General features: G+C 43.4%; 13 protein-coding genes. 12 read left to right on the forward strand and 1 reads right to left on the reverse strand.

Features of this window, described 5'->3' with window-relative positions; translation table 11 throughout:
• Nucleotides 1-11 precede the first annotated feature (11 nt).
• Nucleotides 12-1,544 carry a PAS domain-containing protein gene (locus TY03_RS00195; protein ID WP_081713019.1) on the reverse strand — a complete coding sequence of 511 codons (1,533 nt, stop codon included), beginning with the start codon at nucleotides 1,542-1,544 and terminating at the stop codon, nucleotides 12-14.
• 654 nt (nucleotides 1,545-2,198) lie between these two features.
• Here TY03_RS00195 and TY03_RS00200 point away from each other — a divergent pair.
• The 12 genes from TY03_RS00200 (at nucleotide 2,199) to mnmD (ending at nucleotide 14,439) form a co-directional block, all read left to right on the forward strand.
• Nucleotides 2,199-4,181 (forward strand): tetratricopeptide repeat protein, encoded by a 1,983-nt coding sequence (locus TY03_RS00200; RefSeq protein WP_042366283.1) that lies wholly within the window; start codon nucleotides 2,199-2,201, stop codon nucleotides 4,179-4,181.
• A gap of 397 nt (nucleotides 4,182-4,578) precedes the next feature.
• Nucleotides 4,579-4,848: a TRL-like family protein gene (locus tag TY03_RS00205; protein WP_230201859.1), complete on the forward strand. Its 270-nt coding sequence runs from the start codon at nucleotides 4,579-4,581 to the stop codon at nucleotides 4,846-4,848.
• Nucleotides 4,838-5,356: a hypothetical protein gene (locus TY03_RS00210; protein WP_042366284.1), complete on the forward strand. Its 519-nt coding sequence runs from the start codon at nucleotides 4,838-4,840 to the stop codon at nucleotides 5,354-5,356. Before TY03_RS00205 ends, TY03_RS00210 begins: the two co-directional genes overlap by 11 nt.
• 48 nt (nucleotides 5,357-5,404) lie before the next feature.
• Complete coding sequence (locus tag TY03_RS00215; RefSeq protein WP_042366286.1) at nucleotides 5,405-5,752, forward strand: hypothetical protein; 348 nt, start codon at nucleotides 5,405-5,407, stop codon at nucleotides 5,750-5,752.
• Nucleotides 5,753-5,811: 59 nt separating this feature from the next.
• Entirely contained in the window at nucleotides 5,812-6,453 is a 642-nt protein-coding gene (locus tag TY03_RS00220) for a carbohydrate-binding family 9-like protein (protein ID WP_042367201.1), read from the forward strand.
• A 132-nt stretch (nucleotides 6,454-6,585) separates the two neighbouring features.
• Nucleotides 6,586-7,485 (forward strand): serine O-acetyltransferase, encoded by a 900-nt coding sequence (locus TY03_RS00225; protein WP_042366287.1) that lies wholly within the window; start codon nucleotides 6,586-6,588, stop codon nucleotides 7,483-7,485.
• A gap of 17 nt (nucleotides 7,486-7,502) precedes the next feature.
• On the forward strand, nucleotides 7,503-8,804 hold the full coding sequence (locus TY03_RS00230) for a THUMP domain-containing class I SAM-dependent RNA methyltransferase (RefSeq protein ID WP_042366290.1): 1,302 nt from the start codon (nucleotides 7,503-7,505) through the stop codon (nucleotides 8,802-8,804).
• Between the two features lie 38 nt (nucleotides 8,805-8,842).
• Entirely contained in the window at nucleotides 8,843-10,990 is a 2,148-nt protein-coding gene (locus TY03_RS00235; protein WP_042366292.1) for a S9 family peptidase, read from the forward strand.
• A 40-nt stretch (nucleotides 10,991-11,030) separates the two neighbouring features.
• Complete coding sequence (purD, locus tag TY03_RS00240) at nucleotides 11,031-12,305, forward strand: phosphoribosylamine--glycine ligase (protein WP_042366294.1); 1,275 nt, start codon at nucleotides 11,031-11,033, stop codon at nucleotides 12,303-12,305.
• Nucleotides 12,306-13,307: a hypothetical protein gene (locus TY03_RS00245; protein ID WP_042366296.1), complete on the forward strand. Its 1,002-nt coding sequence runs from the start codon at nucleotides 12,306-12,308 to the stop codon at nucleotides 13,305-13,307.
• A complete protein-coding gene (locus TY03_RS00250; RefSeq protein ID WP_042366299.1) occupies nucleotides 13,292-13,768 on the forward strand; it encodes a YqaA family protein in 477 nt (158 codons plus the stop codon). The genes TY03_RS00245 and TY03_RS00250 overlap by 16 nt, the downstream gene beginning before the upstream one ends.
• Nucleotides 13,769-13,776: 8 nt before the next feature.
• Nucleotides 13,777-14,439: a tRNA (5-methylaminomethyl-2-thiouridine)(34)-methyltransferase MnmD gene (mnmD, locus tag TY03_RS00255; RefSeq protein ID WP_042366301.1), complete on the forward strand. Its 663-nt coding sequence runs from the start codon at nucleotides 13,777-13,779 to the stop codon at nucleotides 14,437-14,439.
• Nucleotide 14,440: the final 1 nt, after the last annotated feature.

A 14,440-nucleotide genomic window follows, 5' to 3' on the forward strand; every position in this document is an offset into this window, starting at 1 on the left:
AAATAAGTTGGTTAATACGTATCTATTAATTTCGATATCTTTTCAATAAGCATATCAATAGGCACCCCCGACTGCTCACTCATCATCTTCAAAGTGGCTACAGGAAGTACCACTCTGGCCATTGGCGAACGGAGCATCTTGAACCTGGGACTTATTTGTGTTATATCATCCATCAGTTTAGGATAGCTTTTGAGGAGGTCTTTCAGTCGGGTACCGGGTGACAGTTCTGTTTTGCTATTATCATCAGGATCGTTTGTCGAACTATCGTTCCGCTCTGTTCCATGTTCCTCGTTTTCCCAGGTAAGCAGTGTGCGCGAACCTTCGAGGTTGCGAATACGGGTACAATCCTGCATCATTTCCATTACACCTCTGAATTTACCGTTTTCGTCTCTTACTGCCACATAAACAATATAGATGAACACATCCGATTTATTGATCCAAAACTCGGCTCGGCTCTGTTCGCCTGTACGAAACTTTTCAATAATCTCTTCTACCAGATGAACACTTTTGGGCGGATGGCAGTTACGAACTTCCCGCCCGATAACCCCCTTACTACGCGGAAAAACACGGTGAGGCGTATCGGTATAGAACGCTACCAATTCATTTTCATCGACAAACGAGATATCGACTGGCATGTGGCGGAAGAGCAGATTTATCTGTTCAAGCGTGAGTTTGCCCTCTGCAACATCCAGTATTGCATTTGGGTCATTACCGGTTTGATTCACGCCATGCTTAGCGAGCAAGGTGGCCAGATCCTCCATAAAATTCCCGGTCGAAGAGCTTTGCACTCCTCCTTCTTTCGCTTTACCATACTCGGGCATATCTATCAAAAAGAAGCCTATTTCTCTATCTCCCGATTTCATTTCTTCAAATTCTTCACTCGAAATAAGTTTGAGTGCAGTCGGATAAAGTATCAACTCCTCCTTGCTCATCAAGTCTTGCAAGTCGACCGACAATGCGGCAAAGGTCTCTGTAAAACGCTCTGTCCTCTTTTCGTTGAGTAGCTCCATTGCTTCGTTCATCTCGTCGCGTATATGATCATCATACACCCACATAGTGGTAGACGGGCGGTCGAATCCCTTGCGCTCCAATGCCGAATAAAGTTGATTTTGCTTGCGACTGAAGTGTCGTTTATACTGCACGATAATCTCCATCAGCTCGCTCCAAGCATTAATAATAAATGGCTTTTGCAGCAACTCACCGCCTTGATGCAATAGCTCTTTCATCTTTATATTCTCTCGAAGATAAGCATCGATAGGGTGTCCGTACGGCAATTCAACTTCCGTTGCGGGTATTAACCCATCGAAGAGATCGAGCATAGACCGAACGTCCTCCTTTCTGCATTCATCCGGATCCTCGTCTTTCAGCAGTTGTTCGGCTGCTGCAAACTCTTCGGGGCTTATACTACCTACTTCGTTCTGCATTCGCTTTTTTGCCTCGTGCTGCGTCAAGCTGCCATCAGTGTACAACTGCTTTATTTCGAGCATTCGCTGGAGCTTATTTTTATCTAAACTCTCAAAAGTATGATTCTTCATTTCGATCATATATTTAGTTTATCAATGATCAAAGTTAACTATATATTCCATACGATGAAATACCTACAAATAGGTATTTTGAAATGGGTTTTTAACTCATAATCAGTAAAATACGAATAAAATCGGACTCTATCTATTCATGGTACGGCCGTTTCAGTTGTGGAAATGTTAATGTCTTCAAACCTACATATTTCCCATCTATAGCAAGAGTACGTACTCCTGCTATGAATAAATACGTACTCTTTGGCACCAAAAGTACGTAATTAACACTGCGTTAATATACTAGTTCTAGAAACAAAGAAAAGAAGAATTATATACGCTCAACAAAAACGAACCAATCCGTTATTATACAATACCTTAATCGATTCGCCCCCTTGTATCCATCTCAATATATTCACCTCTTCCTCCCCCTCCTATCACCTGATTATCGCCAGTCGTTTTCAAGAATACTTTCGTATTTATCAACTTCAACGAAGCTGTGTCACCCCACATTTTTCAACTCTCCATACACTTTTCGTACACAGAAAAGAAAACATTACTAACTTTTGATCATTGAGACGTATTATAAGACGCTTAAGCAAAGTTTATCGGTAACAAATTTGGATGTAAGTGAAGTCGATATTACCTTTGTAGCAGAAAACAACCAACTTTCTAAACAAAACAATGAATATAGCACACTATAAAAAAATTCTATTCGTATTCATTTACATAGGATTTTCGCTTTCTTCTGCCTTTTCGCAAACACCTGCCATTGATCATCTCAAAGGTACACTCGGTCGGCATACCCAAACAGACACCGCCAAGGTAAATCTGCTCAATAAACTCGCCTACGAACTCTTTACGTATGATGTAAAACAGACCAAGACTTATGCCGAGCAATCGCTAACAATGGCTGTACAACTCAATTACCCCAAGGGGAAAGCCACCGCTTTATGGCTCGTTGGAATGACCTGTAGCACGAGTGATCCCCAATTATCACTCACCTACTACGAACAAGCCCTAAAAATAGCCAAGCAGATCAATGACCAAGCAGGTATCAGTACCTATTTGATGGGTATCGGTATTGCAAATAAAACATTGGGCAATATGGAGGCCAGCAACAAAGCATACGATAAGGCTTTGCAAATAGCCACTGCACTGAAAGATCAGCCTCAGCAAAGCAAATTACTGTATAATATTTCACTCAATCGCTCGAGTATGGGCCAATATCCCGAAGCCGTAGAGAATCTTCAGAAGATGATCGATATGGCAAGTAAAGCGGACGAAAAGCCAATGTTATTGAAGGGGTATTCAAGCATGGCTACTATCTATCAGCGCCAAGGAAATTCGGTACAAGCACTCGAGTCTTATCTTTCTGCTCTGGAAATAAGCGAACAGCTAGACAAGAAACAGAGCATTGTTCACATTCTGATAAACATAGCAGGTGTTCAGTCAGATCTAAATGAAAACAAAACGGCACTTGAAACACTTCATCAGGCTCAACAACTGGCCAAAGAAATGGGCGACTCAGCCATGATATCAAACTGCCTTACCAACATCGGCAATGTATATAAAAAAATGAAACATCCCGAAGCCTTACAGCATCTTCAAGCGGCACTCCGGATGGTAGGCGAAAAGAATATAAGCCAAAGAATTAACTTATTAATGAACATTGGTTCTGTATATGCCGAGAAAAAGCAGTTCGACAAGGCAGAAAAGAACTTAAATGAAGCATTAAAACTGGCTCAGCAGGCAAGAATTAAATACGCAAGCAGTGAAGTATTACAGCTATTAGGCAACTTATACTACACCCAAAAAGACTATAAACACGCTATTGAGTGTGCAAAAAGCTCTCTGGAGATAAGCAGCGAAATCAACTACCTGGAAGTTAAGAAAGACAATTACAAATTACTATCCGACATCTATGCTGCAACTGGCAACTACAAAGAAGCCTATCAAAGTCACGCTCTACACAAGCAACTGAATGACAGCGTATTCAACGACAAGAATATACGTAAAATAGCCCTCATGGAGAGTGCCTATAAACACGATAAAGAGAAGCAGAAATATGAGATGGAGAAAATAACGCAGCTATTAAAAATAAAAAATCAGCGCTATTTTATTCTCTTTCTTGCCATCGTCATCTTATTGGTAATCATACTCTCCTATCAATTCTATCTGTCTAACCGATTGAAAAAGAAAGCTCTTCGCCTCGAAATAGACCAGATAAACAATCAACTGGAGTATAGCCACAAAGAGTTGGCCTCTGCTACGCTGAAACTCGTACAAAGTTCCGAAAGCGATGCTTATTGCATGAAGATATTAAAAGATATCGGGAGCAACACCAACGAAGAGGGTGGAAAAGACGTACACTCACTCATCAATTACTATCAAAACAAGTCGGTGTATACAAATTGGGAAGAGTTTGAAACCCTGTTTCTCAAAGTAAACTCAGACTTCTACGAGAAACTGAACGAACATTTTCCAACACTTACGCTCAACGAGCGTAAACTATGTGTATTCTTGAAACTAAATATGAGCAACAAGGATATCGCTCAAATCACTTTTCAGTCTGACGAAGCATTGAAGAAAGCACGTATGCGCTTGCGCAAAAAGTTTCAGATGGATCGTGACGAAAACCTAATCTCGTTCATACAAAATCTTTAAAAAAGCAATAGCGAACGGCTACCTGCGAATGCTTTTAAAAAACGTCACTGTTTTTGTCCACCAAAAAGACAAAAACAGAAGCATTTGATATCCAATTACATAAGCAATTAATCGGAGAAATATTCCGCTTGTCCACTTTTTGTCCCTCCTCATTTTTTCATACAACGGTAATCATTATCTATGTTTGTACCACAATCGAAAGAAGACGTCCTATCCACTCTTGCCTAAAATTCAGGTTGGTGTTTTCTGAGAATTTGCACTTCACTATTTATTTGTTTTAGGCTTAAAAGGGCTCTTGCCTCTAACAAATATTTATAAAAACAAACAAACAAATAAAGAGTCCATTATTGACATTCGTATGAAAAAAGTATTCGGTTTACTATTTATCGCAGCTGTAATGAGTAGCTGCGCAGTTGGCAAATCACCTATTGCCGGACTTGCTTACACAGACATTAAAGACGGACTTACCGTGACCTCAAACACCGGTTCATCTAAAGTAGGAACAGCCAAAGCTGTAGGTTATGTAGGACTGGTAGCGACAGGCGATGCAAGTATTGAAGCTGCTTCTAAACAAGCAGGCATTACCCGCGTTCAGCATGTAGACTATCAAACTACATCTATACTCGGTATTTACACCACCTACACGACTATTGTCTATGGACAATAATCGGATACAAACACTCATTGTATCATTGTTTTTTTGCATATTCTGCCTGTCATTGTACGGGCAGAATATCAAAAAGCACTATGTCCTTAAAATACAGGAGAAAGGAAATCTATATCATTTTCTTCCTGTCTCTTTATTTGAAGACACAGATGGAGAGAAGCTATCGTACGATCTTACGTATACGACTTGGAATGATAGTATAGTCATGAACTTTAGCTATATAAAAACAGAGCCTTTGCTGATCGATTCGATAGAATACATCGCGGGAAACATCAGTCTGAGAGGGAGTGTCGATAAACTTTATGTGGAGCCAACGGCAAAGAAGTGGATGCACAGATACTCCTTGAGGGGTAAAGCCGACGATTTCTTTCAGCTATACAACTCCGGTACTACTCCCGAGATACTTATTTACTCGAAAGGCATAGCGCACCGTTACCCTGCAAACAAGACGAATTGGCGTAAGTATGCACCGATAGGACAAAAGATTTTTAAAATGATACGTTTGTAAAAAAGAAGTATTCCATATCATATTTTTAACTGCTAATACACATGAACCATGAGACTTTACGAAGGAATTAAAAATGTAGCCCATGTTATTCAACAAACGAATAACGCCGAATTATATCAACAACTAATGGAGTTAAGCACACAGGCGTTAGAGATGCAAAACGAAGTGATGCGCCTGACCATAGAAAGCACAAAACAGGAAAAAGAACAACGCATAGAAAGACACTCCGAATTGTACATTACCCTCAAGGGTGATTCGGACAATATCTTATATTGCGCACATTGCTGGGACCACGAACATCGTCTTATTCAAGTTAAATGTTACGACAGCGGTTCGTTCAAATGTCCCCAATGTTCGAATAACGGTATTTATGATAGAGCCAAATGGAACAGTTAGTACAAAGCTTCATCGCATCTGCAAAGCCATACAACATGGCAATCAAAAAAAATTATGAGATGAAGGTGAAAAAAATAAGTGTGGCCAATGTAGATGTCAGTGCACTTCCCAGGCTATTGGATGAAGAGCGAATCGGATTTCAACCGATCGATCATGCCAATTGGAAGGCTTATCCCTATAAGCCTAAAGCGGCGTTTCGTATAGCACATACGGAGAATGCTATTCTGCTACATTTCAATGTGAAAGAAACATCGGTAAGAGCTCGCTACAACAGAGATAACGATACTGTTCGAGCCGATTCGTGCGTTGAATTCTTCTCTATTCCTGCTGCCGACGGCATCTATTACAATTTCGAATGCAATTGTATCGGAACGATTCGAGTAGGAGCCGGCAAGGGATGCACCAACCGCGAACATGCCCCGCAAGAGATCATAACGGAAGTGCAACGTTGGTCCAGCCTGGGCAATAAGCCTTTTCCCGAACGGATGGAAAAGACTTCTTGGGATGTGGCACTCATCATTCCTTATACGGTTTTCTTCAAACACAAGATCACCTCGCTCAACGGCAAAATGGTGAAAGCAAACTTCTACAAATGTGGCGACGAATTGCAAACGCCTCATTTCCTCTCATGGAGCCCCATTGAGACGCCAAAACCCGATTTTCACTCTCCTTACTTTTTTGGTACATTAGCGTTTGAATAAACAGCATTTTCTGTATCAATCACTTTTTTTATGGTTATTTTGACGCCTTTTCCCTTGAAAAAGAGTACCAAGATAGAATATATGCTTGATTTTTCTTACCTTTGTGGCCAACAATTTAGAAAAGAAGTCTGAATGAGCCCATTAAACTTCACGCACATACTGACACAGGCAGTCGACGAGCTATCGGAAAGCGAGTCTTACAAAGGACTGTTTCATCAACATAAAGATGGCGAGCCGTTGCCATCTGCAAAGGCGCTGTGCGACGTCATTGAGTTGGCACGCTCCATTCTCTTTCCCGGCTATTACGGTAATTCTACAGTCAACAGCCGCACCATTAACTATCATATCGGAGTCAATATAGAGAAAATATTCGATCTGCTTTGCGAGCAAATATTGGCAGGACTCTGCTTCAAAAGTGACGAAGACTGTACAGCGTGCATGGAACCTCGCCGAGAAGAAGCAGCCAACCTGGCAGCCGAGTTTATCAGCCGTTTGCCTCATTTGCGCCGATTACTGGCTATGGATGTGGAGGCAGCTTACAATGGAGACCCCGCGGCCGAAAGCTTCGGTGAGGTTATCTTTTGCTACCCCGCTATCAAAGCCATCAGCAATTACCGCATTGCTCACGAACTATTAACACTGGGTGTACCCCTCATTCCCCGCATTATCACAGAGATGGCGCATAGCGAAACGGGTATCGACATTCACCCGGCAGCAAAGATAGGAAGCCACTTTACCATCGATCATGGTACAGGTGTGGTTATTGGTGCGACAAGCGTCATTGGCAACCATGTAAAACTTTACCAAGGCGTAACGCTGGGTGCAAAAAGCTTCCCGCTCGACAATAACGGCAAACCGATCAAAGGTATTCCGCGCCACCCGATATTGGAGGACAACGTTATCGTTTACTCCAATGCAACCATCTTAGGACGCATCACCGTTGGACGCGATGCTACGGTGGGAGGTAATATCTGGGTAACCGAAGATGTGCCCAAAGGAGCAAGAATAGTACAAACAAAAGCTAAAAAATAAATAGTAAACATCCACGTATGAGTGAACAATTTGAAATGATTGCCAAAACTTTCCAGGGATTGGAAGAAGTGTTGGCAGAAGAATTAACAGGACTAGGAGCCAACGACGTACAGATAGGCCGACGCATGGTAGCCTTTACAGGCAACAAAGAGATGATGTACAAGGCTAACTTCTGCCTGCGTACAGCTATCCGCATTCTGAAACCCATCAAGCAGTTTAAAGCAAAAAATGCAGATGAGGTATACGAGCAGATCAAAGCAATCGCCTGGGAGGAGATCTTAGATGTGAACAAAACGTTTGCCGTAGATGCCGTTGTATTCAGTGATGAATTCCGTCATTCCAAGTTCGTTTCGTACAAGGTGAAAGATGCCATCGTAGACCACTTCCGCGATTTAAACGGCAAACGCCCTTCAGTACGCATCAACCGACCGGATGTATTGCTAAACATTCACATTGCCCAAACCACCTGTACCCTGTCACTCGATTCATCGGGTGAGTCACTGCACCGTCGTGGCTATCGCCAGGAAGCAGTAGAAGCTCCTCTGAATGAGGTGCTGGCAGCAGGTATGATCTTAATGACAGGATGGAAAGGCGAGTGCGACCTGATCGATCCGATGTGTGGTTCGGGAACCATTCCTATCGAAGCTGCTCTGATTGCACGCAACATTGCTCCGGGTGTATTCCGTAAAGAATTTGCTTTCGAGAAGTGGGTTGATTTTGACCAGGATCTATTCGATTCAGTCTACAATGACGACTCGCAGGAGCGTGAGTTTACACACAAAATTTACGGATACGACAACAACCCGAAAGCCAACGAAATTGCAATGAACAACGTAAAGGCAGCAGGTGTATCCAAAGACATTCGTTTGAAACTGCAACCGTTTCAACAATTTGAGCAACCTGCCGAGAAGGCCATAATCGTAACTAATCCGCCTTATGGCGAACGTATCTCGACAAACGACCTGTTGGGACTGTATCAAATGATTGGTGAGCGTTTGAAGCATGCATTTATTGGCAACGATGCTTGGATTTTATCGTACCGCGAAGAGTGTTTTGACCAGATTGGACTGAAACCTAGTCAAAAAACACCATTATACAACGGTGCTCTCGAGTGCGAATTCCGTAAGTATCAGATATTCGACGGAAAATACAAAGAATTCAAAAGTCAAGAAGACGGACCCGGAGCTAACAACGATAGAGGTTCGCGCGAAAGACGCGATTTCAAACCCCGTCGGGATGAAGGTGGACGAGGATTTGCAGGTGGAGATCGTAAACCGAGAGAATTTAAGAAGAACTGGGAACCTAGAGGAGACAAGTAAACGGATTACCTAGTATTTATAAACAAATGAAGAGAGTCATGAAAGCACTAAGTAAAACAGGTGCCTTGTTGCTGTTAATAACACTCCAAAACCTATTTACGACCAACGTTATGGCGCAAGAGCTTAAAAACCCAACACTCGAAGATCTCACTCCGGGAGGGGAAACCTATCGGTATGCCGAGAATCTATACGGATTGCAATGGTGGGGCGATGTATGCGTTAAACCGACTGTCGATACGCTGTATACCATCGATCCGAAAACGGGCAAAGAGAGTACCGTTGCCATACGGGCTACGGTAAACGAGATACTCGAAAAGAGTCAGGCAGGCAAACTATCTCATTTTTATAATGTTAGTTTTCCATGGAAAGAAAAGCCGCTGATGCTCATCACTTTGCCGGGGAAGTATATCACTTATGACTTCAACGAAAATCGAATCACCGGCACAGTTGATTTGAAGAAGGGTGCCGCCAATAAAGACTACTGTACAGCCAATGGAAATGTAGCCTATACGGTGGACAACAACCTGTTTGTCAACGAGCAGGCAGTAACCAATGAGCCCGAAGGCATTGTGTGCGGACAATCGGTTCACCGCAATGAGTTCGGTATTCATAAAGGCACGTTCTGGAGCCCGACAGGGCAACAGCTTGCCTTTTATCGGATGGACGAATCAATGGTTACCCAATACCCGCTTGTCGATATTACCACGCGCATCGGAGAGGTCAATAATATCCGCTACCCAATGGCAGGAATGACGAGTCATAAGGTTACTGTCGGTATCTATACACCGGCAAACAACCAAACGGTTTACTTGCAAGCGGGTGATCCTACCGACCGTTATTTCACGAATATCAGTTGGGCACCCGATGGGAAAAGCCTCTTCCTCATTGAACTTAACCGTGACCAAAATCAGGCTCGCTTATGCCGGTATGATGCAGCAACAGGCGAGTTAATGGCTGTATTGCTGGAGGAGAAGCATCCGAAATACGTAGAGCCATCTCACCCGATTACGTTCTTGCCGTGGGATTCGACAAAATTCATTTACCAAAGTCAACGAGACGGGTTTAATCACCTGTATCTCTATAACACAAAGGGAGAGTTACTGAAGCAACTGACCAACGGTGAGTGGCTGGTACAGGAGATGCTTGGCTTCGATACCTCGAAGAAAGAGCTGATTATTGCCAGCACGGAGCAATCGCCTTTACAGTCGAATCTCTACCGTGTCAATTTGAAGAATGGAAAACGCACGCCTATCGGCAATGCGGAAGGGGTACATCGTGCACAGTTGAGCGCATCGGGACGATACCTGATCGACAGCTATTCATCGCCCACAACGCCTCGCAACATCGAACTGGTTGACGCAGAAAAGGGCAAGACTCATCGCTTGTTAACTGCAGCCAACCCCTTTACAGGCTTCCGTATGCCGACCATAGAAACCGGTACGATTAAAGCCGCTGATGGGGTAACCGATCTTTATTACCGCATCATCAAACCCGCCGACTTCGATCCGGCAAAGAAATACCCTGCCATCGTTTATGTATATGGAGGACCACATGCACAAATGGTAAACAATGGATGGATGAACGCTGCCAGAGGCTGGGATCTCTATATGGCCAATAAAGGCTATATCCTGTTCTCGGTAGACAACCGGGGCAGTGAAAACCGGGGACTGGATTTTGAGAATGCCACCTTCCGCCGCTTAGGCATCGAAGAGGGTAAAGATCAAGTAAAGGGAGCCGAATACCTACAAAGCTTGCCTTACGTCGATGCCAACCGCATAGGTGTACACGGATGGAGCTTTGGCGGACACATGACTACAGCCTTGTTGCTCCGGTATCCGGAAGTATTCAAGGTGGGGGTAGCCGGCGGACCTGTTATTGATTGGAGTTATTATGAGGTAATGTATGGCGAACGCTACATGGATACGCCACAAAGCAATCCCGAGGGATATAAAGAGTGCGACCTCAAAAACCTGGCGGGCAACCTGAAAGGACATTTATTGCTCATTCATGATGACCACGATGATACGTGTGTGCCACAGCATACCCTGTCGTTCATCAAGGCTTGTGTAGATGCACGTACTTATCCCGATTTATTTATCTATCCGGGACATAAGCATAACGTGATAGGACGCGATCGTGTACATCTGCACGAGAAGATAACACGTTATTTTGAGGATCATTTATAAGAGAGAGAAGAACTAAATAATTTAAAGACGAATTATTCTTATGAAACTATTACTATTAGGTTCGGGCGGCCGTGAACACGCCCTGGCATGGAAGATAGCTCAAAGCCCGAAAGTAGAAAAACTATATATTGCTCCGGGTAATGCCGGAACTGCATCGGTGGGCGAGAATGTAAACATTCAAGCAACTGATTTCGAGGCATTAAAGATTTTCGCTCTTGAAAGAGAGATTGACATGATCGTTGTGGGACCCGAAGATCCTTTGGTAGAAGGTATTTTCGATTTCTTTAAAGGCGACATCACAACGAAAGATATAGCCATTATCGGTCCGTCACAAAAAGGGGCACAACTCGAAGGAAGTAAAGAGTTTGCCAAAGGCTTTATGGAGCGTCATGGTATTCCTACTGCACGTTATAAAAGCGTTACAGCCGAAACGATAGAAGAAGGGCTGGAATTTCTCGAAAGCCTCCATGCACCTTATGTGCTCAAAGCCGATGGATTATGTGCCGGTAAAGGAGTACTCATTTTACCTACCCTCGAAGAAGCACAAAAAGAGCTTAAAGAGATGCTTTCGGGCATGTTTGGCAATGCTTCCGCTACGGTGGTTATCGAAGAGTTTCTTAGTGGTATCGAATGTTCTGTGTTTGTACTCTCAGATAGTCAGCACTACAAAGTGCTTCCGGTTGCCAAGGACTATAAGCGCATCGGCGAAGGCGATAAAGGACTCAATACCGGTGGTATGGGAAGCATCAGCCCCGTTCCTTTCGCCAATGAAGAGTTCATGGAGAAGATTCGCGAACGCATCATCGAACCTACCATCAACGGATTGCAAGAAGAGGGTATCTTATACAAAGGATTTATTTTCCTCGGAATTATCAATGTGCAAGGCGAACCCATGGTGATCGAATACAACGTACGCATGGGCGACCCCGAAACAGAAAGTGTAATGCTTCGCATCCAGAGTGATATTGTCGATCTGTTTGAAGGTGTATACGAGGTAAACCTCCATACAAAATCACTGATCATCGATCCACGTACGGCTGCTTGTGTTATGATGGTGAGCGGTGGTTACCCCGAAGCTTATAAGAAAGGATATCCTATCACCGGCTTTAATCTGGCCGAAACCACCGATAGCATTCTCTTCCATGCTGGAACCACTGTTAAGGACGGACGTATTGTAACCGACGGCGGACGCGTGATGGCCATCTGTTCGTACGGAGAAACCAAAGCCGAAGCACTCGAAAAGAGCTATAAAGTAGCCGATATGATTAGTTTTGATCACAAAAACTATCGCCGGGACATCGGATTTGATCTTTAAATGAGAAATAGAAACCTGCAAAATCGTATAACGACGGGCCGCTTAACCCTGCCCGTCGTTATTCTTATCTGCATCACGTGTTGGCTGCTGACAGGTTTCGTATTATCTCCGTCGGGAAATGAGCCCGACACCTATATTCTTTGGCAATGGTTCGATGAGTCCGGATTTCCACAATGGGGTACGCAGGTCATCAGCTTTGCCCTCTATGCCGGTATTGGCTATTTCCTGATCGAAATGAACAATGCCTTTGGGCTTATTCGTATGCGGGCATCCGTACAAACATCCCTGTACTTCCTATTGGTATCTGTATGCCCCGCTCTACATCACTTTTATCCGGGAAATATAGCTGCTTTGTCACTGCTCGTTTCACTCTATTTTCTTTTTAAAAGTTACCAAGAGTCCAAACCGGCAGCACACCTCTTTCATTCTTTCGCTTTTATAGGTATAGGCAGTATCGCCTTTCCGCAACTCACGTTCTTCTTTCCCATTTGGCTGATAGGTGCATACAACTTTCAATCGCTCACACTCCGCAGTTTCTGTGCTGCATTGTTGGGATGGAGTTTACCTTATTGGTTTCTGTTTGCTCATGCTTTCTTTTACGGACAAATGGAACTCTTCTATGCCCCCTTCGTTGAACTCTGCTCCTTCAGACCTATAGAACTGACGGAACAATTTGAGCAAGGAGAAATTGCTATGTTGATTTATCTCTTTATACAGTTCATAGTAAGCTCAGTACACACTATTGCATCCGGATTTCAGGATAAAATCCGCACACGGGCTTATTTGAATTTTATGATCTTCGTATGCCTTTTATTATTTATATGCATCTTTTTACAGCCGGGTCACAGCAGTGTCTTACTCTCCGTATTATTGCCGATAATCAGCATATTGATGGGACATTTGTATGCACTAACGAACAATCGGGCTGCTAATGCATTCTTTATTTGTTCGATGATAAGTCTTATTCTCTTATTTATCTTCAATGTATGGATGCTTTTATAGATTCACTCTTGCAATTGCTTATAGACTGGGGCTACCTTGGTCTATTTCTATCTGCTTTACTGGCAGGTAGCATTATACCCTTCAGTTCCGAATTGGTATTGGTAGCGCTGGTCGAAATAGGACTCAATCCGATATTCTGCATATTGGCAGCCGCATTGGGCAATACGGCAGGTGGAATGACCTGCTATTACATGGGGCACTTCGGAAAAATAGAGTGGATTGAGCGATACTTCAAAGTAAAGCAAGAAAAGATTGAAAGAATGAGACGGTTCCTGCAAGGAAAAGGAGCCATGATGGCTTTTTTCTCATTTTTACCCTTTGTCGGGGAGTTAATTGCTATTGCACTGGGATTTATGCGCAGCAATATCTGGCTTACTACCGTCTCTATGTTTGTGGGTAAACTTATACGCTACATTGTTATGTTAATGGCATTGCAAGGAATCATCAGTTTATTCAATTAAAAGACAAGATGGAACGGATTATTGAACGCACAGCCGACGGAAGCGCCACGCTATTTGTTCCTTCATTGAATGAGCATTATCACTCAGTAAAGGGGGCACAAACCGAATCGCAGCATATATTTATAGACATGGGGCTGAACGCTTGCCTAGCCAAGGCACCACGCATCCTCGAAGTAGGCTTTGGTACAGGACTCAATGCATTGCTCACCCTACAAGCTGCCGAAACCTCAAAGCGACCGGTTCATTATACCGGATTGGAGCTTTATCCGCTTGCCTGGGAAACCATTAATGAACTTGGCTATGTTGCACCGCTTTCATCCGAATCGTCTCTTTTTGAGTTCATTCATAAAGTTCCTTGGAACATGGAGGCAATAATTACGCCTTACTTTACGTTAGAAAAACAGCAGGTTGATGTCACTCGGTGGGCTAGTGCCGATCAGTATTTTGACCTCATTTATTTTGATGCGTTTGCTCCCGAAAAGCAACCGGAGATGTGGACGCAAAAACTATTTAACCGCCTGTACGCCGTACTAAACACAGAAGGAATAATAACCACCTACTGTGCCAAAGGTGTAGTCAGGCGTATGCTTCAAGCGGCAGGCTTTCTAGTAGAGCGACTGCCCGGACCTCCCGGAGGCAAACGAGAAATTTTACGTGGAAGAAAACAATAAA

It is taken from the genome of Bacteroides neonati (genome assembly GCF_000499785.1).
GTDB lineage: Bacteria > Bacteroidota > Bacteroidia > Bacteroidales > Bacteroidaceae > Bacteroides > Bacteroides neonati.